Source organism: Kitasatospora sp. MAA19 (genome assembly GCF_029894125.1).
Lineage (GTDB): Bacteria > Actinomycetota > Actinomycetes > Streptomycetales > Streptomycetaceae > Kitasatospora.
The window spans coordinates 127628-149141 of record NZ_JARXYZ010000006.1; the positions used below are offsets into that span (position 1 = coordinate 127628).

A 21514-nucleotide genomic window follows, 5' to 3' on the forward strand; every position below is an offset into this window, starting at 1 on the left:
CCTGCGGCGATCTAGGGTGCAGGCATGATCTCCTCACCGATATCCGGCCCCGACCAGGCGATGCGGGTGCTGATGGAGGGCAATGCCCGGTTCGTCGCGGGCAGCCCGGAGCATCCCAACCAGGACGCCGGGCGCCGGGCCGCCCTCGCGCCGGCGCAGCGGCCCTTCGCGGTGCTGTTCGGCTGCTCGGACTCCCGGCTGGCGGCCGAGATCATCTTCGACCGGGGGCTGGGCGACCTGTTCGTGGTGCGCACGGCCGGGCACGTCACCGGGGCCGAGGCGCTGGGCAGCATCGAGTACGGGGTGAGCGTGCTGGAGTGCCCGCTGGTGGTGGTGCTGGGGCACGACTCCTGCGGCGCGGTGGGCGCGGCGATAGCGGCGCTCGACCAGGGCCGGCTGCCCGGCGGTTTCGTGCGCGACGTGGTCGAGCGGGTCACCCCGAGCGTGGTGTCGGCGCGGGCCGCGGGCATCGAGGACCCGGACGGGATCGTCGACGAGCACATCCGCCAGACCGTGGACCTGCTGCTGGAGCGCTCCCAGCTGCTGGCCGCCAAGGTGGCCGAGGGCGCGGTGGGCGTCGTGGGCCTGTCCTACCGGCTGCGCGACGGCCAGGCCCGTGCGGTGGCCGCCCGCGGCCCGGTCGGCACCTCGCGCTGACCGGCCGGTCGGGGTCTCGCCCGGATCGCCGGCCGCCGCGCGCTGACCGCCGAACGCGGTGTCCGATCCCCGCCAGCGGGCCCCGGGCGGGCGGGGCAGAGTCGGAGGCCGACAACGGTTTCCCACCCAAGGACGGCATTCCCGTGCACAAGGCCACCGACCTCAAGGTCCTCTACTTCGGCACCCCGGTGGTGCTGATCAGCACCCGTAACGAGGACGGCAGCGCCAACCTGGCGCCGATGTCCTCGGCCTGGTGGCTCGGACAGTCCTGCGTGCTGGGCCTGGGCAACACCGCCCAGACCGCCGTCAACCTGCGGCGCGAGGGCGAGTGCGTGCTCAACCTGCCCTCCTCCGGGCAGGTCGACGCCGTCGACGGCCTCGCGATGCTGACCGCCAACCCGGACATCACCGAGCACCGCCGGGAGCAGGGCTACCGCTACGAGCGGCGCAAGTTCGCCGCCGCCGGGCTCACCGAGCAGCCATCGGAGCTGGTGGGGGCGCCGCGTGCCGCGCAGTGCCCCGTCCAGTTGGAGTGCCGGCTGGAGGTGGCCACCCCGATGGCCGGCAACCCGTACTGCACCGCCTTCGAGGTCACCGTCGTGCGCGCCCACGTCGAGGAGCGGCTGATCGTGCCCGGCACCGACCACTACGTCGACCCGCTGGGCTGGGATCCGCTGATCATGAAGTTCTGCGAGTTCTTCGGCGACGGCCGGCGCCTGGCCCCCTCCCGGCTCGCCGAGGGCTGGCAGATGCCGGGCCGGCTGCCCGCCGCCGTCTGACGACGGGGCAGGGCCCTACGCGGTGGCCCCGCAGGAGTCGCAGACCAGGGTGGCGGGCAGCTGGAGGAAGCAGGAGGGGCAGATCGCCGGCGGGCGGGGCGGGGCGGCGACGGCCGCCTTGCGGGTGACGGACGCCTGCAGGCGCGGCGCCAGCGCGGGGGTGCCGCCGTCGGCGGGCAGCGGCGCGCCGAAGTGCCGGTAGCAGGCGAGGCGGGCCGCGGCGGCGTGCTGCTCGCGGTCCATCTCCCCCGCCAGCGGCGGCTGCCCGGCCACGGCCAGCACCTCCTGGTAGCCGACGCCGACCATGCCGTCGGTGGCGTGCACCACCAGCGCGGTCAGCGGCGGGTCCCCGCGCCGGTGCGCCTCGCGCACCACCAGGGCCAGCACCTTGCCGATCCAGGTGCGCTGGTGCACCCGGGTGCGAATGCCGGCCGCCTCCTGCACCGCCTCGGCGAGCTCGGCGTAGGTGATCACCGCGTGGTAGCGGCGTGCCACGTCCACCAGGGCCGGGTAGGCGGCTCTGGTCCAGGCGACCTGGGCCTGGGTGGAGCTGACCGCCGAACCGTCCGCCACCCGCCAGTAGCCGCGCTGCTGCTGTTCCATTCGCCCGCCCCTGAAACCTCGTCTGAAACCTCGTCCGCCGGTCCCCGCCGGGAGCGAGGCTACCCCTCCTCCCGGCGCCGGCGGCCGCCGGGGGCTTGACTTCAAGTGCTGTTGAAGTCGTCGAATGGGTCCCGACCGCAGCCGTACGGGCATCGCGGTCGATGCCCCGCCCGTACGGAACGACCCGGGTCCGGGGCCGCCTGCTTCCCGATCGTGCCGCAGGCGGCCCCGGACCCGCCGTCGTCCGCCCGGGGCCCCTCCCCCGGCAGGTGCTGCCCACCTCCACGGTGCGAGCGCCTTCGTGCCGCGGGAGCCCGGGTGCGTGCCGTACCGGAGGGCACGCGCGTCGACCCCCGGATCCGGGCGGGATCAGGGGGCCGTGGCGGGGGGCCGTCGCGGGGCGGGCGGGTGGCCCGGGCGGTCAGGCCGCGGCGTCGGCGAGGGTGTGGGCGACGAGGGCGTTGGCGTGGCCGTGGCCGAGGCCGTGCTCGGTCTTGAGCCAGGCGACGAGCTCCATGTGCCGGGTGAGCGGGGAGGTGCGGATGAGGTCCTTCCACTCGGCGATGGGGCGGCCGTGCTTCTTCTCGATGGACGGGAAGTAGCTGGCGGGGCCCTTGGCGGGGGTGGCGGTCATGGCCGGGTGTCCTCTCGGTGCGGTCGCGTTCTGCAGGTAGGACCGCGACCGCACCGGGAACTCATCGCCCGCCCGGGGTGAGCCGCGTCACACCCCCGCGCGGCGCCGGGCGCGGCCGGCCCGGCGCCCGGCGGGCGGGGTGGGGTCGGCGTTCCAGGCGGCGACGGGGTTGCCGAGCCAGCGGGTGGCGCCGGGGACGTTCTCGCCGCGCATGACCAGGGAGGCGGGGCCGACGGTGGTGCCGGCGCCGAGGGCGGAGTTGAGCAGGACGATGGAGTGCGGCCCGGTGGTGGAGCCGGCGCCGAGGTGGACCGGGCCCAGCCGCATCACGCGGTCGTGGAAGAGGTGGGTCTGCAGGACGGTGCCGCGGTTGACGCTGGCGCCGGCTTCGACGGTGACGAGGTCGCTCTCGGGCAGCCAGTGGGTCTCGCACCACACGCCGCGGCCGATGTGGGCCCCGAGGCTGCGCAGCCAGACGTTCAGGTAGGGCGTGCCGGTGATGCTGGAGCCGCCGAAGGGCATGGCGAGTTCCTCGACGAAGGAGTCGTAGAGCTCGTTGCGCCACACGAAGGTGGACCACAGCGGGTGTTCGGCGACGCGGAAGCGTCCGACGAGGAGCCACTTGGCGGCGGTGGTGACCAGGCAGGCGACGACGGCGGCGGCGATGAGGACGAGGCCGGCGGCGGCCAGGGCGCGGGGCAGGCCGTAGTCGTCGCGCAGCGCCTGGAGGGCGGCCAGGACGAGGTCGCCGAGGAGGGCGGCCAGCACGATGGGCAGCAGGCGGCACAGTTCGACGCCGGCGCGGGCCCACATGAGGCGCCGGGGCGGGTTGTAGGTGCGGGCGTCGCCGCCGGCGGCCGCGACGCGCGGGAGGGCGAAGGCGGGGCGGCCGAGCCAGGAGGAGCCTTCGGGGGCGTGGGCGGGGGTGTCGGACAGGACGCCGACGAGGGAGTTGTCGGGCAGCTTGCGGCCGGGGCCGACGATGCCGGAGTTGCCGACGAAGGAGCGGCGCCCGACGTGGGCGGGGCCGATGTGCAGCCAGCCGGCGCGCAGCTCGTAGGGGGCGACGAGGGTGTCATCGGCGAGGAAGGCGCCGTCGTCGACGCGCATCAGGCCGGGCAGGGCGAGGACGGTGGAGGCCTCGACGCGGCGGCCGACCTTGGCGCCGAGCAGGCGCAGCCACACGGGGGTGAAGAGGCTGGCGTAGAAGGGGAAGAGGGTGCGCCGGGCGGTGTCGCTGAGGCGGGTGACGGCCCAGGCGCAGTAGGCGACGCGGCCGTGGGCGGGGTGGAAGCCGGGGTGCAGCGGGATGGAGAAGAGGCGGACCAGCAGTGCTATCAGCGCGGCGTGGCACACGATGGCGAGGGCGGCCAGCGGGATGGTGGCGGGCAGGAGTCGGAGGAGGGCCGCGGTGAGGGTGCGGTCGGTGTCGATCATCGGGTAGACGATGGCGAGCGCGGGCAGGGCGGCGACGATCGGCAGGAGGCCGAAGAGCGTCAGGCCGGCGCCGTAGGCGAGGTTCCAGAAGCGGGAGCGGGGGGTGACGGCGGGCTCGGGCCAGGTGGTGCGGGCCTCGGTGGAGGGCCGGGCCGGGGAGCCGTGCCAGTGTTCGCCGGCGGGGACGGCGCCGGTGACGCAGGAGCCGGGGGCGATGTCGGCGCCGGCGCCGACGCGGGCACCGGGCATGAGGGTGGAGCGGCCGCCGATGCGGGCGCCTTCACCGATGTCGACGTGGCCGAGGTGGAGGGTGTCGCCGTCGAGCCACCAGCCGGCGAGGTCGGCTTCGGGTTCGATGGTGGCGCCGGCGCCGATGCGGGCGAGGCCGGTGACGGGGGGCAGGGTGTGCAGGAGGGCGCCGGGGCCGACGCGGCAGCCGAGCGCCCGGGCGTAGCGGCGGGCCCAGGGGGTGCCGGCGAGGGCGCCGACGCCGAACAGGGTGACCACGCGTTCGGCGGCCCACAGCCGCAGGTGGGCGTGGCCGCCGCGGGGGTGACTGCCGGGGCGCAGGCGGGCGGTGAGCAGGCGGGCGGCGCCGGCGGCGAGGAGGGTGCGGCCGGGGGCGCTGAAGAAGAGGAGCAGGCCGCCGGCGATGAGCCACCAGGAGCTGTGCGGGGCCCAGCTGAGGCGGCTGCCGGTGAGGTTGTCGAAGACGGAGAGGGCGAGGATCCAGCGCAGTCCGGCGAGGGTGAAGACGCCGAGCAGGATCAGGCTCTGCCACAGGCCGGCGCTGGCGGGGGTGCGGCGCACGGGCCGGGCCGGGGCGGGGGCCTGGGCGGTGCCCGCTTCGGGCTCGCCGCGCAGGCCGTCGAGGTAGGCGGCGAGGTCGCCGAGGACGGGGTGGGCGTAGAGGTCGGCGACGGAGACGCCGGGGTGGCGGGTGCGCAGTTCGGAGACGAGGCGGGCGGCGGTGAGGCTGGAGCCGCCGAGGGCGAAGAAGTCGTCGCCGCCCGCGGGGGCCATCCCGAGCAGGCCCTCCCAGTGGCCGGCGAGCCAGGCGGCGGTGCCGTCCAGGGGGGCGCTCTGGGCGCGGTCCTGGGTGCCGGTGGTGGCGAGCGGCCAGGGCAGGGCGTTGCGGTCGACCTTGCCGGAGGTGCGGGTGGGCAGGGAGTCGACGAGGGCGAGGACGGGCACGAGCGGGGCGGGCAGGCGCTCCAGCAGGAGGCGGCGGGCGTCCGTGAGGTCGGGGGTGGCGCCGGGTCGGGGGACGAGGTAGCCGACGAGCAGGTCGGCGCCGGCGGGGGTCTTGCGGACGGCGGCGGCCGCGGCGCGGATGCCGGGCAGGGCCTGCAGGGCGGCGTCGATCTCGCCGAGTTCGATGCGCCGGCCGGCGAGTTTGACCTGGTCGTCGGCGCGGCCGACGAAGACGAGGCCTTCGGGGTCGTTGCGCACGAGGTCGCCGCTGCGGTAGACGCGGGGCGAGGTGAACGCCGGGTGGGCGGTGAACTTCTCGGCGTCCTTGGCGGGGTCGAGGTAGCGGGCGGTGCCGATGCCGCCGATGAGGAGTTCGCCGGTCTCGTACCAGGGGACGGGGTTCCCGGCGGGGTCGACGACGGCGATCTCCCAGCCGTCCAGGGGCGCGCCGATGCGTACGGGCTGGCCGGGCAGCATGCGGGCGGCGGTGGCGACGACGGTGGTCTCGGTGGGCCCGTAGGTGTTCCAGAACTCGCGGCCGGGGGTGGCGAGGCGCTCGACGAGTTCGGCGGGGCAGGCCTCGCCGCCGACGATGATCAGGCGCACGGCGTCCAGGCACTCCTGCGGCCACAGGGCGAGCAGGGTGGGGACGGTGGAGATGGCGGTGATGCGGCGTTCCACCAGCCAGGGGCCGAGGTCGGTGCCGGCCTTGACCAGGGAGCGGGGGGCGGGCACCAGGCAGGCACCGTGGCGCCAGGCCAGCCACATCTCCTCGCAGGAGGCGTCGAAGGCGACCGACAGGCCGGCCAGGACGCGGTCGCCGGGTCCGAGCGGCTGGGCCCGGAGGAAGAGGCGGGCCTCGGCGTCGGCGAAGGCGGCGGCGGAGCGGTGGGTGACGGCGACGCCCTTGGGGCGGCCGGTGGTGCCGGAGGTGAAGATGATCCACGCGTCGTCGTCGGGCGTGGGCCAGGCGGGGCGCCCGCCGGGCTGCGGGCCGGGGCCGGGGGTCAGCCGGCGTTCGGCGCCGAGGACGGCGCACACCCGGGCGTCCTGCCAGATCATGTCGGCGCGCTCGTCGGGGTCGTCGGCGTCGACGGGCACGTAGGCGGCGCCGCAGCGCAGGACGGCGAGGATGGCGACGTAGAGGTCGGCGGTGCCGGAGGGGATGCGCACGCCGACCCGGTCGCCGGTGCCGATGCCGTGTCCGGCCAGGACGCCGGCGAGGGCGTCGACCTCCTGCAGCAGAGCGCCGTAGCCGAGCACGGCGGTGCCGGTGTCCAGCGCGGGTGCGTGCGGGTGGGCCTGTGCGGTGGCGGCCACGATGTCGAGCAGGCTGCGCGGGTGCGCGGGCTGAGCCACCGGCCAACCGATGGCGTGGCCCGGCGCGGGGCGGTTCAGCGTGCCCGGCCCTGCCAGGTCCTGACGTACATCCATAAGGGGGTCCTCGACTGGGGGGTACATAAAGGGGTGCATACAGGGAGTCACCTTGCGTGCACCCCATTCACCATGACTCCGCTGGGAGCCCGCTGGATCCCAGGAAGATGGAGTCAAAGGAACTTTTCATTTTCGGTGACATTTGGGGACAGCAAGGAACGATTCGAAAGTCATTTCGGGTGCTTTCGAGCGTTTTCGCTGGTGAAGGCTAGTCGTCGAAGGCGCGGGGCATATGACGGTGGAGGGAAGATCGGTGAACGCCATGACGGCAGAAACACTACGGGTAGTGAAGACGGGTCCACCGAATCTGGAGGTTTGACGATGGTCGTGGCCGGATCGCACCGGTGGCCGGGCGCGAACGGGGCGCCCGGGGAGCGAAGCCCATGAGCGCCTCCCGAGCGGCCGGTGGTGAGCGCCTCGTCTGGTACGCGGCGTACGGGTCAAACCTGGACTCCGCCCGCTTCGCCTGCTACCTGCGCGGCGGCCGCCCGATCGGCGGCGCGCACACCCACCTGGGGTGCCGTGACCGACGCCCGCCGCTGCGCGACGTGCCGTTGCTACTGTCAGGTACGCTCTATTTCGCCCAGGAGTCGGCGGTGTGGGGCGGCGGCCGGGGATTTTACGATCCGCAGACCAATGGCCGAATGCCGTGCCGCGGCTACCTGGTGACGGAAGGTCAATTCAGCGACGTCGCCGCCCAGGAGATGCACCGCTCCCCCGGCACCGATCTCGACCTCACCCGCGCGCTCGCGCACGGGCGCGACCGGATCGGGCCCGGCCGGTACGAGACGCTGGTGTGCGCGGGCGAGTTGGACGGGTACCCGCTGCTGACCTTCACCGCCCCCGTCGCTCTGGCCGACGCCGAGCTCAACCCGCCCTCGGCCGCCTACCTGCGCGTCCTGGCCGCGGGCCTGGCCGAGTCCCACGGCTGGGGCCCCTGGCACACCGCCAGCTACCTCGCTTCCCGCCCGGGCGCCGCCGGGCACTGGAGCCCGAACGCGGTGGCGGCACTCGGGCCGCTGGTCGTACCGCCGTCGGAGTGACGCCGCCGGGGGCGGTGCGGGGGCGGTGCGGGGGCGACCCGCCGCGTCATCGACAGCATCGGGCTGCGCCACACCGACTTCCCCGCCCCCGGCGACCAGGGCCTCCGGGAGCCCCACCCCAAGGGCTACTACCGGACCGCCGCCGGCGCGCCGCTGCGCGACTTCACGCAGATGGACCCCTCCTGGACCTGGGCGGCGGGGCAGATGATCTCCACCGACTCCGACCTCAACCGGTTCCACGGCGCGCTGCTGGGCGGCGACCCCCCTTCCTGAGGCCCAGCTCGCCCAGATGCGTACCGCCGTCCCCGCCGACGACCTGGGCCCCGGCATCCGCTACGGGCTCGGGCTCGCGGGCATGCCGCTGCCGTGCGGCGACGGCGCGTACTGGGGCCACAGCGGCGGCATCCCGGGGCACCAGACCCGGGCCGGCGCCACCGAGGGCGGCCGGCGCGCCACCAGCGTCGCGGCAACCGTCGAGTCCTCCGCCCCTGCGGTCTCCAAGCACCTCGGCAGCGTCATGGCCACGGCCCTGTGCCGCTGACCGGCGGCGGGAACGGTCTACGCGGAGCGCTGGCCGTGCAGGAGGAGGGGCAGGCTGCGGTTGGCGAGGGCTTCGGCGACGCGGGCGGCCTGGGCGGGAGCCATGACGTCGGGGAGTTCGGGGGTGGGGACGAAGCGGGCGCCGAGCAGTCCGCTGCGGTGCTGGGGCGGGACGGCGAGGCGGGTGGTGGTGACGGTGCCGCCGTCGAAGACCAGGCCGAGGCGCTCCAGGTAGCGGTCGGCGGGGGTGAAGTCGACGGCCAGGACGTCGGTCAGGCGCAGGGTGAGGCCGGTCTCCTCGCGCAGGTGACGGGCGGCGGCGAGGTTCGGCGGCTCGTTCGGGCCGGCGGCGCCACCGGGCAGGATCAGGCCGTCCATGTAGTCCGGGTCGACGAGCAGCACGTCGCCGCGCGGGTTGCGCACGAGGACCAGACAGCCCAGCCGGCACACCGGCGGCTTGGCGAGAAGTCGGGGGTCACGCATGGGTGGGGCTACTTCCTGTTGCGGGATTGCCAGCTGATACCGGCGAGGAGAGCGGCGGCGAAGCACGCCCACCAGAGCAGGCGGGCGAGGAGGTCGTCAGTCGCCATGGGTCAGGCGCTCGTAGCGCAGGCCCTTGCGGAGCAGGTCGACGATCCGGAGCAGGTCGAAGGGGCGGGCGCAGCCGAGGCTGATCAGGTAGCAGCCCGTCATCCGCCCGTGCTCCCAGTCCACTTCGACGGAAGGGAGCTTCGCGCCACCCAGGGTCAGCACGGCCACGAGGTCGTCGACGACGTCGGCGGCCTCGCGCCGCTGCTCGGCGGTGGCCCGGTAGAGCTTGGACCCCATCACGCCCCCACCCGCCGACGCGCCTCGAACCCGCGCCAGGCGCTGTAAGCGGCGGAGAAGGAGCTGAACCCGCTCAGCTCGCCCGAGGATTGGCGCAACCACTCCCCCGTGGTCTCGTTCCGCACCCGGTAGCACCGGGCCTCCGGATCCCAACGCACCCCGTAACCGTGGAGCCGGGGCACTTCAGCGTGAGCCATGGGAATAACCTTCCGCAGTCGATCCTTCACGTTCTGTATGGAAAAGGGTTGCGGAACGACCCCCTCCTAGGGAAGCATCTGAAGTCGCCAGTTCAGCATGGTTCAGTTGGGAAGCTTCATGAACCGTAAGGATCTTGACCCCACGTCATCCCCCTACGCGGCCCTCGGGATCCAGCTCCGCCGTTCGCGCGAGGCACGCAACCTGACCCAGACGGAGCTTGGAGAGGCCATCTCCTACTCCGGGGCCTACATCTCCAGCGTCGAGCGCGGCATCCGTCCGCCGAGCCGCAGATTCGTGGAGGTCGTGGACGCGTACCTCGCCACTGGCGGCACGCTCGCCCTGATGCTCGACCAGCTTGAGCACAGCATCTTGATAGAGGGATTCCCTGAGTACGCGGAGAAGGAGGCCGAAGCAACTGCCGTCCGGCTCTTCCAGATCGGAGTCGTCTCAGGGCTTCTGCAGACCGCGGACTACGCCACTGCATACGAGCAGGCCTTCGTCCGACGCGGGGCTGTCACACAGCAGCAGGCCGACGAGCGAACGCGGTTTCTCCTCGCCCGGCAGGAACGGATCAACCGTCCGTCGCCGCCCTACGTCCAGGCCGTTCTCGACGAGTGGAGCTTGCGACGACCAATCGGCGGATCAGCCGTGATGGTTGGCCAGTTGGCCCACCTGGAGAGACTGGCCAACCAGCCGAACATGACCATCCAGGTAGCCCCGCTCAGTCTTGGGGAGAACCGGCCGTTCGCACACCCGGTTACCCTGCTCACGATGCCGAATCGTTCACTGCTCGGCTATTCGGAGACCCACCAGCGCGGCTTTCTGGAGCGCGACGCCGAAACCCTCGCCGACTGGGCCAGGGAGTACGATCGACTGCAAGCCGAGGCGCTGCCTCTGGCCGCGTCGCTCGAGCTGATCCGCGTAGTACGGAAGGGATTTGAAAGTGCACCTTGACCTATCCGGCGCTCGCTGGCGCAAGAGCACGTACAGCGGCGGCGGGGGCGAATGCATCGAGGTCGCAGACGGCTTCCCCGACGTCGTCCCGGTCCGCGACTCCAAGGACCCGAGCGGCCCCGCCCTCGCCTTCCCCACCACCTCCTGGCAGGCCTTCGTCACCGCCGCCCGCACCGGCGAGTTCGACGCCCGGTAGCAGCAACTCCCGGCCCCGCCACCCCACCCCAGGGGTGGCGGGGCCATGCCGCTCCACTGCGAGAAGTCGGTCTCGTCGACTTCCCACTCCCCGCCTACCGTGGTGGCCAGTTGACACCGCCCGATCAGGAGGGAACCACGATGAACAGCACACTCATCACCACCTGGCGCAAGAGCTCGCACAGCAGCGGTGGCGGCGCGTGCGTCGAGGTCGCAGACGGCTTCCCCGACGTCGTCCCGGTCCGCGACTCCAAGGACCCGAGCGGCCCCGCCCTCGCCTTCCCCACCACCTCCTGGCAGGCCTTCGTCACCGCCGCCCGCACCGGCGAGTTCGACGCCCGGTAGCAGCAACTCCCGGCCCCGCCACCCCACCCCAGGGGTGGCGGGGCCATGCCGTTCCACTGCGAGAAGTCGGTCTCGTCGACTTCCCACTTCTCGCCTACCGTGGTGGCCAGGCATGTCACGCCCAACCGTCCAGCGGTCCGACCTGGCGGGCTGGGCCGGCTACGGCTACTGCGCCTTGCATTCCCGGTTCTTCTGGGGCCTGCGCCTGCACCCTGGTGTGCACCCCGACCGGGATGCCGATCATGTGGGCACTGGCCAACCCGAAGATCGGCGAGCGCGAGGTCCTCGCCGCGATGCCGCGATGCTGGAGGTCGACCCCGACCTGGTTGCCCAACGCGAGGGCATCCTGTCCATCTCGGACAAGGGCTTCGCCTCCAAGCCCTTCGAGAAGGAGCTGGCCGATCAGGGTATCCAGCTGCTGCGCGCCTCACCCGCTACTGATCGCGTGTGATCACTGAGGCTGAGGGCCGGGAGGGGATTCGAGCAGGGTTCTCGGCAGGTCGGTCGCGACCAGTTCGGCAGCGCGCGTGGGGTTGCCGTCCGCGCGAACGAGCAGCGCCTCGATGTCGTAGCCCGATGACCCGAAGGCGGCGTCGACGCCGAGGGAGCGGCCCCAGCCGAAGCGTTCCATCGAGACGGCGGCGTCCAGGTCGGGGCGGAGCCGGTGGAGCGTGCAGACCAGCTCCCAGGCAAAGGCGTCCAGGCGGGCCCGCCGCGCCGGGTTGCAGGCGTTCACGGCGTCGGTGACCCAGTCGTCACCGGGCTCGTACTCCAGGAGGGCCGGCAGCGGTTCGGGGACATCCGTGACCTGCGCCGCGCTGAACGTGAGGACGTGTGCGCCCTCGGGGTTGTCGATCAGTTCGGCCAGGAGCGGGACGGCGCGGGGGTCGTGCCGACAGGCCAGTCCGCGGATTGCTTCCGTACGGGTCTCGGCGTGCTCGTCGGCCGTCCGCTCCCAGAGCGCGGCCCGGATCGCGGGGCTGTCCACCTCGGCCTGGACACCGAGGGTGAACGTCGCCCAGTCGCGGACATTCGGGTCCGGGTCCTGGGTCAGCCCGATGAGGGCGTGGATGTCCGGTCCGTCCGGCAGGCCGGTGACGACCTCCGCGAACGAGCGGGCCACCTCCTCGCGGACCTCGGCGTCAGGATGCCCGGCGAGGGTGACGAGGACGGGGACGGCGCGCGGGTCGTGCGTCTGCTCGATCGCGCGTGCCAGGGACTTCAGCACGCGGCCCTCGGTCTCCCGCTGCGCGAGGGCGACCAGCGCGGTGGCCGTCCCGGCGCGGACTGCCTCGTGCTGGTTGCCGGTGTCGCGCAGCAGGTCGCAGCCTGCCACGCGCTCGATCGGATCGGCCGAACCGATCAGCTCCAGGCCGAGCGGCAGCGCCGCCGCCCCGTCGGCGGCCGCCCGCCACAGCAGCGATACGTAATCGACCCAGCCGTCGTCGTCGTCCGGGTCGTCCGAGGAGGCGATGGCGCGCGCTGCCGCCAGTGCCCGCGTGACCAGTTCCGCCACGGTGTCCGATTCCATGCGGGCATTCTGGTGCACGAACCGCGCGTGCGCGCGGGAATTGTCGGCCCGACCGCGCTTCCGGTCCACGTACGCGTCGACAACGCCGGACGCACCAGATCACCAGGGGCGACCAGAAGAACACCGAAGCCGCGCCGCATGCTTCCGCTGCTGCTCAAGCTCGCGAACCACCTCCACGGACACACCCGACTTCTCAGCACCCGCGGGGTCACGGGCTGGTGCCGCGCCCGTGCTCCGCGCAGGGGGTCCTTGAGCGCGGTGCCTGTCGCTGTCGGCGTGTCAGATGGCCGGTTTCCGGACGGGGGTCGGCTTGGTGGCGAGGAGTGCCGTGATCTCATCGGCGAGGTGCGGGCCGAGTTCGCCCCAGCCGTCCTTGTAGCCGTAGACGCCGGCCAGGGTGCGGGCCTCGTAGTCGCCGTTCATGATCTCGATGTCGTCGGCCGTGATGAGTGCCGGGTGGGCGACGCCGACGGCCGCCGAGACCTTGAGCAGCTCCTTGCGCAGGGTGCGCAGGTAGACGGCGGCCCGGGTGGCCTTCGAGGCCGGGTCGAGGCCGCGGGCCAGCCACGGGTTCTGGGTCGCGATGCCGGTGGGGCACTTGTCGGTGTGGCACTTCTGCGCCTGGATGCAGCCGATCGACAGCATCGCCTCACGAGCGACGTTGATCATGTCGACGCCCAGGGCGAAGGCGACCGCGGCGTTCTCGGGCAGGCCGAGCTTGCCTGAGCCGATGAAGGTCAGGTCGTCGGTCAGCCCCAGCTCGGCGAAGGTGCCGTAGACCCGGGAGAAGCCCATCCGAAACGGCAGCGACACCGAGTCGGCGAACATCCGCGGCGCCGCCCCGGTGCCGCCCTCGCCGCCGTCGACCGTCACGAAGTCGACCCCGCGGTCGCCCCGCGCCATCAGCGTGGCCAGCTCCTGCCAGAAGCCCATCTCCCCCACCGCGCTCTTGACCCCGACCGGCAGACCGGTCTCGGTGGCGAGCAACTCGACGAAGTCGAGCATCGAGTCGACGTCGCCGAACGCGCTGTGCCGCGACGGGGAGGCACAGTCCTGGCCGACCGGGATGCCGCGGATCCGGGCGATCTCCTCGGTCACCTTCGCTCCCGGCAGCATCCCGCCCAGCCCCGGCTTGGCGCCCTGGGAGAGCTTGATCTCTATCGCCTTGACCGGGGCTCCGGCGACCACGTCCTTGAGCTTGTCGAGGTTGAAGCTGCCGTCCTCGTTGCGGCAGCCGAAGTAGGCCGTGCCGAGCTGGAGGACGAGGTCACCGCCGTTTCGGTGGTACGGCGAGAGGCCGCCCTCGCCCGTGTTGTGCATCGTGCCGGCCAGCGCCGCCCCCTTGTTGAGCGCGGTGACGGCCGCGCCGGAGAGCGATCCGAAGCTCATCGCCGAGATGTTCACCACGCTCGCCGGCCGGAACGCCTTGGCGCGACCGCGCGGCCCGCCCAGCACCTTGGCCGAGGGCAGCGGGGCCTGCGGGTCGTGCGCGTCGGGCAGCGCGCCGGCGAACGTGCGCTGCTTCACGTAGGCGTGCCCCTGCACGTGTTCGACGTCGACCTCGGTTCCGAACCCGAAGTAGTTGTTCTCCTCCTTCGCCGACGCGTAGATCCAGGTCCGCTGATCACGACTGAACGGGCGCTCCTCCTCGTTCGAGGTCACGATGTACTGCCGCAGCTCCGGCCCGATCCTCTCCAACAGGTACCGGGCGTGCCCGACCACCGGGAAGTTCCGCAGCAGCGCGTGCCGCTTCTGGACGAGGTCGCGGGCGGCCAGAAGCGCCACCGCTGTTGCGGCGGCCGCGCCGATCCTCCGAGCGTGCATGAACGTTCCTCCTCGATGCACGACCCCATCACCATGCGGCGGAGTCGTCGTGTCGTGTTCGGCGTTGGGCGGCGGGCGCGCAGCCGAGCGGGCGGCGGCGTCCGTCGACGAATGCGAAATGATGTTAAGAGGCCGCACGAACGGGCTTGCGGTCAGGGCGCTGGTCGGGGCTCGTGCTCGCTCCACCCGCCGAGCGGCTCGGGCGTACTGCGCGTTGTGCACTGCGCGTCGTGCGTTACGACGGGCTGAGCCCGGGTGCGGCCGGGGCGAGTCGGTCGGTGCGCTCCAGGTCGAAGAGCAGGCGTTCGATGTCGGTGATCAGCGATCCGTAGACGTGCCAGGCGCCCGGTTCGGCCAGCGTGCCGCGCTTGATCTCGTCGGTCAGCGTCCTGTGCCAGGCCGTGGCGTCCTCGATCGCATGGCGTAGCGGCCCGCAGGCGGTGTCCAGTTCGGGTCCGCCGGTCCGCCCGGGGGTGGCGAACGACTTCATCGCGTGTCCGGCGGTCTCCAGGGTCGCCGCGTACCGGTCGAGGAAGAGCTGACTCAGGCCGTGGCCGGTGTGGTGGCGGTCGTCGACGCTGTCGGCCAGTGTCCGTGCGATGCCTCGGACCTGGAAGGAGACCCGGTGCAGGGCGCGCAGCACCTCGCCGTGGGCCGGCGGCTTCCGTTCTGCGTGGATGACGCACCGGGTGTTCCAGCGCTGGCTCTCCTGGCCCTGGCGTACGTCCTCCTGCGCCTGGACCACCAGTTCGTCGAGGTGCCTGCCCCGCTCCAGCCACAGGTGGGCGCGGTCGGTGTGCTGCCGCTCGCGCAGTCCGTGGCCCATGTCGCCGAGCAGTTCTCCCATGGCCGTGGCGAGTTCGCGCACCGAGGTGTCGGAGGCGCCGAGGTACAGCGGTGGAAGGATGAGGGCGTTGACCGCGATTCCCGTGACCGCGCCGGTCAGGGTTGCCAGGGTCAGTGTCACGACGTGGCCCATGGGGACGGCGGCCGCCGCTGCCAGGGCGAGTACCGCTGTCGAGGCGATCTGGAGGCGGCTTTCGGAGCCCCGGCGACCGCCGGCGACCAGGGCGATGGCCGGTATCACGGCGACGCTTCCCGCGGCCGGACCGAGCAGCCACGCGACGGCCACGGCCAGGGACAGCCCCGCGGCCCGGGCTGCCACACTGCGTAGCGCCTGCGTCACCGATCGGTAGATGGTCGGGGCGTTGACCATGGCCAGTGCGGTGGCTACGGCGAGGTACTGCTGCTGTCCGGGGAGCCACCACGAGGCGGTCTGCCAGGCGAGCAGGGCCGCGACGAGCCCCTTGGCGCTGCGGGTGAGGATGGCATTGCGGGTGAGGACGCCGGTCAGCCGCCCCGGGAGCGCCGGCCAGGAGGCGCGTGGCAGCCGGGGGGTGCGGCTTGGCGCTTCGCGCCACCGGGCGGTGGCGGCCGGACGTGGCGCGAAGGCCAGGGCTCTCATGTCTCTCTGCTCCTGCTCCGTCTACTGCTGCTCCGCTTGCGGCGGGACGGCTCAAGGCCAAGCGGTGTGCCAGCTTCGCTCTGCCGCGCGTCCCACCCCGCGCCGTCACCTGGGGAAGGGGAGACGGCCGTGCCGTGGTGGGACAAGAACGACGCTACCGCCATTTATGTTGAAAGTTGTACATATTGATCTGTGGGCTATGCCATACCGATCGGATGCCCCAGCGTCCCCCGGGCCCGCGAGGCTGCCCTGCACACGAACGCGGCGGCCTGCTCCGACGCGGTGTCGGAGTAGGCCGCCCTGGTGGCTTTGTCGGACCGCACCAGACGGCCCGGCCGGGTCCTATGCCTCGGGCAGCGGCTGGACGGTCAGGTGGTAGTCCTGCAGGATCCGGCCGTCGTCGTCCAGCACAAGGAAGACCCGGGCGGCCCAGGCCACCTCGCCGGTCCGGGGGCCCTTGGCGTACGCCAGCTGGATGGTGAACATGACCACGTCGTCGTGAACGGTGACGTGGTTGTCGTCGGTGATGTCGTAGTCGCCGGTGGCGACGAACAGCCCGTACGCCTCCGCGACCCGGTCGACCAGCCCGTCGTGGCCGCGGAACTGGGTGTTCTCGACGAACTCGACGCCGTCCGGGGCCCACAGTTCGGCGACGGCGCGCTCGCGTGCGGCCGGGTCCGGCTCGCTCCAGACGGCGACATAGCGCTGCACGATCCGGTCGACGTCGATTGCGGTGGTCTGCGACATGACGGGTCAGCTCCCTTGTTCGGTGCGTGATCGGCGGCCGGGCTCCGGCCGTGGGCACCAGGCTCCCGGCGGCCGTCGCAGGAGAGTCAAGGCAACGGCTCCGCCGAACTCTCCCCCTGCTGGAGGCCGCACAATCGACGGATGATCAGCTACCTGTCGATCGGCGACTTCTCCCGCGCCACCCACATGACCGTCAAAACCCTGCGCCACTACCACGAGGTCGGCCTGCTGGAACCGGTCGACGTCGATCCTCGGACCGGCTACCGGCGCTACTCGGCCGAGCAGATCCCCACCGCCCAGGTCGTGCGCCGCTTCCGGGACCTCGGGATGCCCCTGGAGGAGATCCGGACCGTCCTGGCCGCCTCCGATGTTCCCACCCGCAACCGGCACATCAGCGCGCACCTGCACCGCCTGGAGGAGGAGCTGGGCCGCACCCAACGCGCGGTCGCGGCACTGCGCGACCTCCTGTCATCGCCCGCACCCAGCGACTCGTCCGCGATCGAGCTGCGCAGCGTCGGCGCGGTCCGGGCCGCGGCGATCACGGCGACGGTCGAGGCCCAGGACGTCGGAGCCTGGTTCCAGGGCGCCCTCGGCGAGCTGTTCGCAACCGTGGCGGGCCAGGGGCTGCGGGAGACCGGCCACGCCGGCGGCGTGTACGCGGACGAGCTGTTCACCCTGCACCGGGGCCAGTCCACCGTCTTCGTGCCCTGCGACGGCCCCGTCCGACCGGTCGGCCGGGTCGAACCGCTGCTCGTGCCGCCGGTCGAGCTCGCCGTGATCGAGCACTGCGGGCCGCCCTCCGAAATCGACCGCGCCTACGGCGCGCTGGCCGCCTACGTCGCGCGCCACGCGCTCGCCGTCGACGGCCCGATCCGCGAGTACTACCTGGTCGGCCAGCGCCACACGGCGGACAGCGCACTGTGGCGGACCGAAGTCTGCTGGCCGGTCTTCCGTACTGGCGTCACCGACCCGCAGGCAGCGTGATGAGCTCGTACGCCGGCACGCGGGTGCTGCCACTTCTCGGCAACAGTTTTCCCATCCCGAGGCAGGATCCGCTCCCGGAGCCAGCCGACAAGCGCTCTCGGTTCTGACCTACGCAGCCGCCCCGGGGCGCCGGGAGCTGCGGGGGCGGCCCGCGCGGTCATGGCGGCTGCTTCGGGTCGCGGTTGCACTTCGACGTCGACCTGCCGCGGCGTGTGGTCCGGGTGGACCTCGTCGTCCATGCCGGCGGGCGTCGGCCCGGGGTGAGCGAGCCGGCGTGGCCCGTGCGGGTCCACGCCGCTCGACCCTGTCTACTGAGCCGGCTCGGCCGCCTTGTGAGCCGGCTCGGCCTGCCCACTGCAGAACACCTCCTTGACGAGCCTCTGCTGCGCCTTCTGGAACGCCTCGGCCGTGGCGGCGAAGTCGAGTTCGGCGTCCCCGGTGGTGAGTGAGGCGGCCAGGGTCTTGCTGCCGTCGGGCGTGCTGTACATCAGCGCTCCCCAACCCCAAAAGCCGCCGTTGTGGTGGAGGACGGTGCCGCCGTCCGTCTCCTCCACGAACAGCCCCAGGCCGTAGCCGAGTTTGGGGTGCGGCGTGCGCATTTCGGCCAGCAGCGAGTCCGGCAGGAGCTTGCCGCTCATCAGCGCGGAGAAGAACGTGTGGAGATCCTTGGTGGTCGAGATCATGTCACCGGCGGCGGAGACCCAGGAGACGTTGAAGCGGGTGACGTCGACCACCTTCCACTGGCCTTCGTGCTCGTACCGGTAGTAGCCGTGGGCGTGCGGCTCGGGGATCTCCGGCGAGGCGTCCGGCACCACGGTGCCCGACAGTCCCAGCGGCTGCAGGATCAGCCGCTGCATCTCCTCGGCGAACGAGCGGCCGGTGACGTCCTCGACCAGCAGCCTGGCCAGGACGTAGTTGGTGTTGGAGTAGCTCCAGTCCGCTCCCGGCTCGAACCGCGCCGGCTTGGAGAGCCCCAGCCGTACCAGCTCCTCCGGCCGGTAGGTGTGGAACTGGTTGTCCACGTACTCCTGGCCCTGCCAGGGGATCCCCGGCGCGACTGTCCCGTCGTCGTAGTACTCGCCGGTGTAGTTGAACAGCCCGCTGGTGTGCTGCAGCAGCATCCGCACCGTGATTCGCCGGTCCAGCCCGAATCGGGGCAGGTAGTCATCCGCCGGGCTGTCCAGCCCGATCCTGTCTTCGGCCACCAGTTGCAGCACCACGGTCGCGGTGAAGGTCTTGGTGGTGCTGCCGATCCGGAACCGCCCGTCGGTCGGCGGCTTGGCGCCCTCGCCCAGCTTGCGCACCCCGGCGCTGCCGGCCCACTCGCCCCGCTCGTCGTTCACGCGCAGTTGGACCCCGGCGAAACCGGAAGCGACGATCTCCTCGATGCCCTTCTGCAGCTCCGGGCGGTCCTGGTCGGTAAGAGTGATGGACATGGTGTGTGCTCCTTCAGAGCTGTTACGAAATTCAACTGAATGGACGGGATCGCCGCGCCTGAGGGGTGCCCCTCTTACAGGCTGCGGGCGGTGATGTCTCCGTAGGCGGTGGTCGCGTGGATGGTCAGGACGGCGTCGGCGCCGTCGGTGTTCGTGAGCGCGTTGTGGATCCGGCCGTAGGAGGTGCCGGCGTCCAGGGAGGCGGAGACTCCGCGGGCGGCGCCGACCGAGATCCCGCCGTGCTCGGTGCGCAGCGTGACCGTGCCGCGGACGGCTTCGGTGATGCGGATGTCGCCCTTTTGGGTGCTGATCTCGGCGGGGCCGCCCAGGCGGCCGGCCGAGATGTCGCCGGAGAGGAGGGTGAGGCGGGCGCTTTCGGCCTCGTCGAGCTCGACCGAGCCGTGCGCGCTCTCGAAGGTGACGTCGCCGAGCCGTCCGACGCCCCGGAACTCGGCGCTCGCCGCCTTCGCCTCGATGCGCGAGTCGGCGGGCAGCTGAACCGTCACCTCGACGGATCCGAAGTTGCCGAGGATCCGGTTCTTCGCCGGTGCGGCCTCGATCCGCAGGGCGCCGTCGCCGTAGGCGACCTCGATCTGCTCCGCCGCCTTCACGTCACGGCCCTTCGAGGCGTCCGCGGGCAGGACCTCGACCGTGGTGTCGGCGCGGTCGGTGGCGGTGAACCGGATGCGTCCTGCGGGGATGTCGAGGACGGCCGAGATCGGGGCGGGGGTGTCGTACTTCTGCGTCATGCTCTTTTCTCGCTCTCCTTGGATGGTGATCACGCTCTTTCCGGCCTTCACTGGACGGTGAGAGTCAGGTTCCTGTCGGGGGCACCCATTCGGTCAGCTGGACGGCCACTCCGTTGGGGTCGACCAGCCGCACCACCAGCTCGCCCCACGGCTCCTGACGCAGGGGCACGGCTATGCCGACCCCTGCGTGCCGCAGCCGCTCGTACTCGGCCGCGATGCCGGTGACCGCGAACGACACCATCACGTCGGTCGGCCCTCGGCCGGGACCGCGCTGTTCGAGGTCGCGCCGCACCAGGACGAGGTCGACGCCCGCGTCGTCACGGCCGAGCTCCACGAAGTCCTCGTGGACCAGGACCTCGCGGAATCCCAGGTGGGTGGTGAAGAACCGGCTGGAGGCGGCGGGATCGGTGACCGTCAGGAACACCGCGGAGGACACAAGGTTCATCGTGCATCCCGCTTTCGTGCTCGATCTCTTGGGATGGATCAAGCTTCGGGCGCGGCGGCACGGGGAACAACGGCGATCGTCGCAACGGTCGTTAACCCCAGGGTTGACGGTCTCCGCGCGCACGCAGCACCGGGCCCTGCGACGCCGCCGGTGAGGGACTTGCCTGCCCGGTGCCCACACCGCCGCTTCCTCCGCGCCCCGTTCGCCGGCAGGCCCTGGCGACGAGGAGTCAGCAGCCGTGTGACTCTCTCGCCCGGTCTCGCCCAGGCCAGGTGCAAGGACTCCACGGCGAGCACCTGCAGCACCTCTTCACGGGAGATGCGCGCATGCTCAAGCCGCCGCCAGGCCGCCTGCGCGCACCCCAACGGACGGCACCGACCACCTCCGGAGCGTGTTCAGAGGGTTGGGGCGCCAAGGTCGCGGATGACCCCGGCGAGGGCGCGGATGGGTTCGGTCTCGGTGTCGGAGCGCCAGACGAGTCCCCATCTCAGGGGCGTGGCGTCGTGAACGGGCAGGTAGGTGATGTCGGGTCGTGCGTGGTAGCGGGTGACATGGGAGCCCAGGGCATGGACGGCTTCACCGGTTCCGACGTTGGTGAAGATGTCGTCCAGGTTGGCTCCGATCCGCGAACGGCGCTCGATCGGGCGGCTGCTGGGGGTGTGGAACGGAGTGAAGGCGTCCTCCCAGTACTCGGGCAGAGGCAAGGCCGAGCCGATGACACCGAAATCACCGAGAACCTCAAGGGAGACCGATGCGCGGTCGGCCAGGTCGTGATCGGGAGTCACGAGCACCACCCGGGACTCGGTGAACAGGACCGGCCCGACCGAGAGGTCGGGTTCTTCGACGGGGAGCCACGAGACCAGGGCGTCGATCTGTCCGGACCGCAGCGGGTCGAATGGGTTGATGAAGGGGTTGTGGCGGATCTGCAGTCCCCACTGGGGGTGGCGGGAGCGGAAGGCGTCCCAGAAGGGACGCAGGTCGTGGGCGTTGCTGGGGATCATGCCCACGCGCAGCACGTCGACCTTTCCCTGCGCTGCCATCCTGGCCCGCTCCATGCCCTCCTGCAGTCCCTGGTAGACCGGCAGGAGGTCATCGCGGAGTTGCTCGCCGATCGGTGTCATCCGAACGGTGCGGCTGGTGCGCTCGAACAGTTCGGCACCGATCCTGCGTTCCTGTTTCTTGATCGCCTGGCTGACCCGCGCTGGGGAGACATGGAGGCGGTCGGCGGTCCTGCCGAAATGAAGCTCCTTCGCCAACGTCAGGAAGATCTCGATGTCGCGCAGTTCCACCCTGCCCCCGTTCGTCGACCTCTGTGCTGATCCAGCGGTGCGTGATCACCCATTGTTCCGCTGGATCAGGTGCCGGTCTGGATGAGGGTCCAGCGGAAGGTGATCCAGTCGGCGATGGCCGGCGGGGCCACGCCGTTCCACCTCGGCCTCGCACTCCACGTCGCCACCGAGCGCGGGAAGTCGACCTCGCCGACTTCCCGCTC

The 21514-nt window shown here is 72.1% G+C and carries 23 protein-coding genes; 9 read left to right on the forward strand and 14 right to left on the reverse strand.

The window, feature by feature from the left end:
* The first annotated feature begins 24 nt into the window (after positions 1–24).
* Positions 25–657, forward strand: a complete 633-nt coding sequence (locus P3T27_RS12430; RefSeq protein WP_280677499.1) for a carbonic anhydrase — start codon at positions 25–27, stop codon at positions 655–657.
* A gap of 143 nt (positions 658–800) precedes the next feature.
* Positions 801–1436, forward strand: coding sequence for a flavin reductase family protein (locus P3T27_RS12435; protein ID WP_280677500.1), 636 nt, complete (start codon positions 801–803; stop codon positions 1434–1436).
* Positions 1437–1451: 15 nt separating this feature from the next.
* Here the strand turns inward: P3T27_RS12435 and P3T27_RS12440 are convergent, their stop codons facing one another.
* The 3 genes from P3T27_RS12440 to P3T27_RS12450 form a co-directional block, all read right to left on the reverse strand.
* Positions 1452–2039 carry a hypothetical protein gene (locus tag P3T27_RS12440; protein ID WP_280677501.1) on the reverse strand — a complete coding sequence of 196 codons (588 nt, stop codon included), beginning with the start codon at positions 2037–2039 and terminating at the stop codon, positions 1452–1454.
* A gap of 421 nt (positions 2040–2460) precedes the next feature.
* Positions 2461–2673 carry a DUF4287 domain-containing protein gene (locus P3T27_RS12445; protein WP_280677502.1) on the reverse strand — a complete coding sequence of 71 codons (213 nt, stop codon included), beginning with the start codon at positions 2671–2673 and terminating at the stop codon, positions 2461–2463.
* Positions 2674–2760: 87 nt separating this feature from the next.
* Positions 2761–6738, reverse strand: coding sequence for a Pls/PosA family non-ribosomal peptide synthetase (locus tag P3T27_RS12450; RefSeq protein ID WP_280677503.1), 3978 nt, complete (start codon positions 6736–6738; stop codon positions 2761–2763).
* A 383-nt stretch (positions 6739–7121) separates the two neighbouring features.
* Between P3T27_RS12450 and P3T27_RS12455 the strand changes: the two genes are divergently transcribed.
* A complete protein-coding gene (locus P3T27_RS12455) occupies positions 7122–7781 on the forward strand; it encodes a histone deacetylase (protein ID WP_280677505.1) in 660 nt (219 codons plus the stop codon).
* A gap of 289 nt (positions 7782–8070) precedes the next feature.
* On the forward strand, positions 8071–8322 hold the full coding sequence (locus P3T27_RS40985; protein WP_348534087.1) for a hypothetical protein: 252 nt from the start codon (positions 8071–8073) through the stop codon (positions 8320–8322).
* 17 nt (positions 8323–8339) lie between these two features.
* On the opposite strand, the gene P3T27_RS12465 is transcribed toward P3T27_RS40985, so the two are convergent.
* From P3T27_RS12465 to P3T27_RS12475, 3 genes are all read right to left on the reverse strand, one after another.
* Entirely contained in the window at positions 8340–8804 is a 465-nt protein-coding gene (locus P3T27_RS12465; RefSeq protein WP_280677507.1) for an NUDIX domain-containing protein, read from the reverse strand.
* Between the two features lie 96 nt (positions 8805–8900).
* Positions 8901–9149, reverse strand: coding sequence for a hypothetical protein (locus P3T27_RS12470; protein WP_280677509.1), 249 nt, complete (start codon positions 9147–9149; stop codon positions 8901–8903).
* A complete protein-coding gene (locus tag P3T27_RS12475; protein WP_280677510.1) occupies positions 9149–9346 on the reverse strand; it encodes a hypothetical protein in 198 nt (65 codons plus the stop codon). The genes P3T27_RS12470 and P3T27_RS12475 overlap by 1 nt, the downstream gene beginning before the upstream one ends.
* Positions 9347–9464: 118 nt before the next feature.
* Between P3T27_RS12475 and P3T27_RS12480 the strand changes: the two genes are divergently transcribed.
* The 4 genes from P3T27_RS12480 to P3T27_RS12495 all read left to right on the forward strand — a co-directional run bounded on the left by P3T27_RS12480 (position 9465) and on the right by P3T27_RS12495 (position 11292).
* Complete coding sequence (locus P3T27_RS12480; RefSeq protein ID WP_280677512.1) at positions 9465–10301, forward strand: helix-turn-helix transcriptional regulator; 837 nt, start codon at positions 9465–9467, stop codon at positions 10299–10301.
* Positions 10291–10497, forward strand: a complete 207-nt coding sequence (locus tag P3T27_RS12485; RefSeq protein WP_348534088.1) for a DUF397 domain-containing protein — start codon at positions 10291–10293, stop codon at positions 10495–10497. The genes P3T27_RS12480 and P3T27_RS12485 overlap by 11 nt, the downstream gene beginning before the upstream one ends.
* Before the next feature lie 140 nt (positions 10498–10637).
* Entirely contained in the window at positions 10638–10841 is a 204-nt protein-coding gene (locus P3T27_RS12490) for a DUF397 domain-containing protein (RefSeq protein WP_280677515.1), read from the forward strand.
* A 112-nt stretch (positions 10842–10953) separates the two neighbouring features.
* The gene (locus P3T27_RS12495) at positions 10954–11292 is read left to right on the forward strand and encodes a hypothetical protein (RefSeq protein ID WP_280677517.1); all 339 of its coding nucleotides are present in this window, start codon (positions 10954–10956) and stop codon (positions 11290–11292) included.
* Here the strand turns inward: P3T27_RS12495 and P3T27_RS12500 are convergent, their stop codons facing one another.
* The 4 genes from P3T27_RS12500 to P3T27_RS12515 form a co-directional block, all read right to left on the reverse strand.
* Positions 11293–12372, reverse strand: a complete 1080-nt coding sequence (locus P3T27_RS12500) for a HEAT repeat domain-containing protein (protein ID WP_280677519.1) — start codon at positions 12370–12372, stop codon at positions 11293–11295.
* Positions 12373–12651: 279 nt separating this feature from the next.
* A complete protein-coding gene (locus tag P3T27_RS12505; protein ID WP_280677521.1) occupies positions 12652–14196 on the reverse strand; it encodes an FMN-binding glutamate synthase family protein in 1545 nt (514 codons plus the stop codon).
* Positions 14197–14431: 235 nt separating this feature from the next.
* Positions 14432–15661: a hypothetical protein gene (locus P3T27_RS12510; RefSeq protein ID WP_280677523.1), complete on the reverse strand. Its 1230-nt coding sequence runs from the start codon at positions 15659–15661 to the stop codon at positions 14432–14434.
* A gap of 342 nt (positions 15662–16003) precedes the next feature.
* Positions 16004–16408 (reverse strand): nuclear transport factor 2 family protein, encoded by a 405-nt coding sequence (locus P3T27_RS12515; RefSeq protein ID WP_280677525.1) that lies wholly within the window; start codon positions 16406–16408, stop codon positions 16004–16006.
* 141 nt (positions 16409–16549) lie between these two features.
* Here P3T27_RS12515 and P3T27_RS12520 point away from each other — a divergent pair, with 141 nt between their 5' ends.
* Positions 16550–17392, forward strand: coding sequence for a MerR family transcriptional regulator (locus P3T27_RS12520; protein WP_280677527.1), 843 nt, complete (start codon positions 16550–16552; stop codon positions 17390–17392).
* Between the two features lie 308 nt (positions 17393–17700).
* On the opposite strand, the gene P3T27_RS12525 is transcribed toward P3T27_RS12520, so the two are convergent.
* The 4 genes from P3T27_RS12525 to P3T27_RS12540 all read right to left on the reverse strand — a co-directional run bounded on the left by P3T27_RS12525 (position 17701) and on the right by P3T27_RS12540 (position 21311).
* On the reverse strand, positions 17701–18828 hold the full coding sequence (locus tag P3T27_RS12525; protein ID WP_280677529.1) for a serine hydrolase domain-containing protein: 1128 nt from the start codon (positions 18826–18828) through the stop codon (positions 17701–17703).
* 74 nt (positions 18829–18902) lie between these two features.
* On the reverse strand, positions 18903–19577 hold the full coding sequence (locus P3T27_RS12530; protein WP_280677531.1) for a DUF4097 family beta strand repeat-containing protein: 675 nt from the start codon (positions 19575–19577) through the stop codon (positions 18903–18905).
* A gap of 64 nt (positions 19578–19641) precedes the next feature.
* Positions 19642–20022 (reverse strand): VOC family protein, encoded by a 381-nt coding sequence (locus P3T27_RS12535; protein ID WP_280677533.1) that lies wholly within the window; start codon positions 20020–20022, stop codon positions 19642–19644.
* Positions 20023–20417: 395 nt separating this feature from the next.
* Positions 20418–21311, reverse strand: coding sequence for a LysR family transcriptional regulator (locus tag P3T27_RS12540; RefSeq protein WP_280677535.1), 894 nt, complete (start codon positions 21309–21311; stop codon positions 20418–20420).
* Positions 21312–21514: the final 203 nt, after the last annotated feature.

Excerpts from the sequence above, each read along its gene's own strand:
- P3T27_RS12430 (WP_280677499.1), top strand. The coding sequence starts at position 25 with ATGATCTCCTCACCGATATCCGGCCCCGACCAGGCGATGCGGGTGCTG.
- P3T27_RS12440 (WP_280677501.1), bottom strand. The coding sequence starts at position 2,039 with ATGGAACAGCAGCAGCGCGGCTACTGGCGGGTGGCGGACGGTTCGGCG.
- P3T27_RS12445 (WP_280677502.1), bottom strand. The coding sequence starts at position 2,673 with ATGACCGCCACCCCCGCCAAGGGCCCCGCCAGCTACTTCCCGTCCATC.
- P3T27_RS12450 (WP_280677503.1), bottom strand. The coding sequence starts at position 6,738 with ATGGATGTACGTCAGGACCTGGCAGGGCCGGGCACGCTGAACCGCCCC.
- P3T27_RS12455 (WP_280677505.1), top strand. The coding sequence starts at position 7,122 with ATGAGCGCCTCCCGAGCGGCCGGTGGTGAGCGCCTCGTCTGGTACGCG.
- P3T27_RS40985 (WP_348534087.1), top strand. The coding sequence starts at position 8,071 with ATGCGTACCGCCGTCCCCGCCGACGACCTGGGCCCCGGCATCCGCTAC.
- P3T27_RS12465 (WP_280677507.1), bottom strand. The coding sequence starts at position 8,804 with ATGCGTGACCCCCGACTTCTCGCCAAGCCGCCGGTGTGCCGGCTGGGC.
- P3T27_RS12470 (WP_280677509.1), bottom strand. The coding sequence starts at position 9,149 with ATGGGGTCCAAGCTCTACCGGGCCACCGCCGAGCAGCGGCGCGAGGCC.
- P3T27_RS12475 (WP_280677510.1), bottom strand. The coding sequence starts at position 9,346 with ATGGCTCACGCTGAAGTGCCCCGGCTCCACGGTTACGGGGTGCGTTGG.
- P3T27_RS12480 (WP_280677512.1), top strand. The coding sequence starts at position 9,465 with ATGAACCGTAAGGATCTTGACCCCACGTCATCCCCCTACGCGGCCCTC.
- P3T27_RS12490 (WP_280677515.1), top strand. The coding sequence starts at position 10,638 with ATGAACAGCACACTCATCACCACCTGGCGCAAGAGCTCGCACAGCAGC.
- P3T27_RS12495 (WP_280677517.1), top strand. The coding sequence starts at position 10,954 with ATGTCACGCCCAACCGTCCAGCGGTCCGACCTGGCGGGCTGGGCCGGC.
- P3T27_RS12500 (WP_280677519.1), bottom strand. The coding sequence starts at position 12,372 with ATGGAATCGGACACCGTGGCGGAACTGGTCACGCGGGCACTGGCGGCA.
- P3T27_RS12505 (WP_280677521.1), bottom strand. The coding sequence starts at position 14,196 with ATGCACGCTCGGAGGATCGGCGCGGCCGCCGCAACAGCGGTGGCGCTT.
- P3T27_RS12510 (WP_280677523.1), bottom strand. The coding sequence starts at position 15,661 with ATGAGAGCCCTGGCCTTCGCGCCACGTCCGGCCGCCACCGCCCGGTGG.
- P3T27_RS12515 (WP_280677525.1), bottom strand. The coding sequence starts at position 16,408 with ATGTCGCAGACCACCGCAATCGACGTCGACCGGATCGTGCAGCGCTAT.
- P3T27_RS12520 (WP_280677527.1), top strand. The coding sequence starts at position 16,550 with ATGATCAGCTACCTGTCGATCGGCGACTTCTCCCGCGCCACCCACATG.
- P3T27_RS12525 (WP_280677529.1), bottom strand. The coding sequence starts at position 18,828 with ATGTCCATCACTCTTACCGACCAGGACCGCCCGGAGCTGCAGAAGGGC.
- P3T27_RS12530 (WP_280677531.1), bottom strand. The coding sequence starts at position 19,577 with ATGACGCAGAAGTACGACACCCCCGCCCCGATCTCGGCCGTCCTCGAC.
- P3T27_RS12535 (WP_280677533.1), bottom strand. The coding sequence starts at position 20,022 with ATGAACCTTGTGTCCTCCGCGGTGTTCCTGACGGTCACCGATCCCGCC.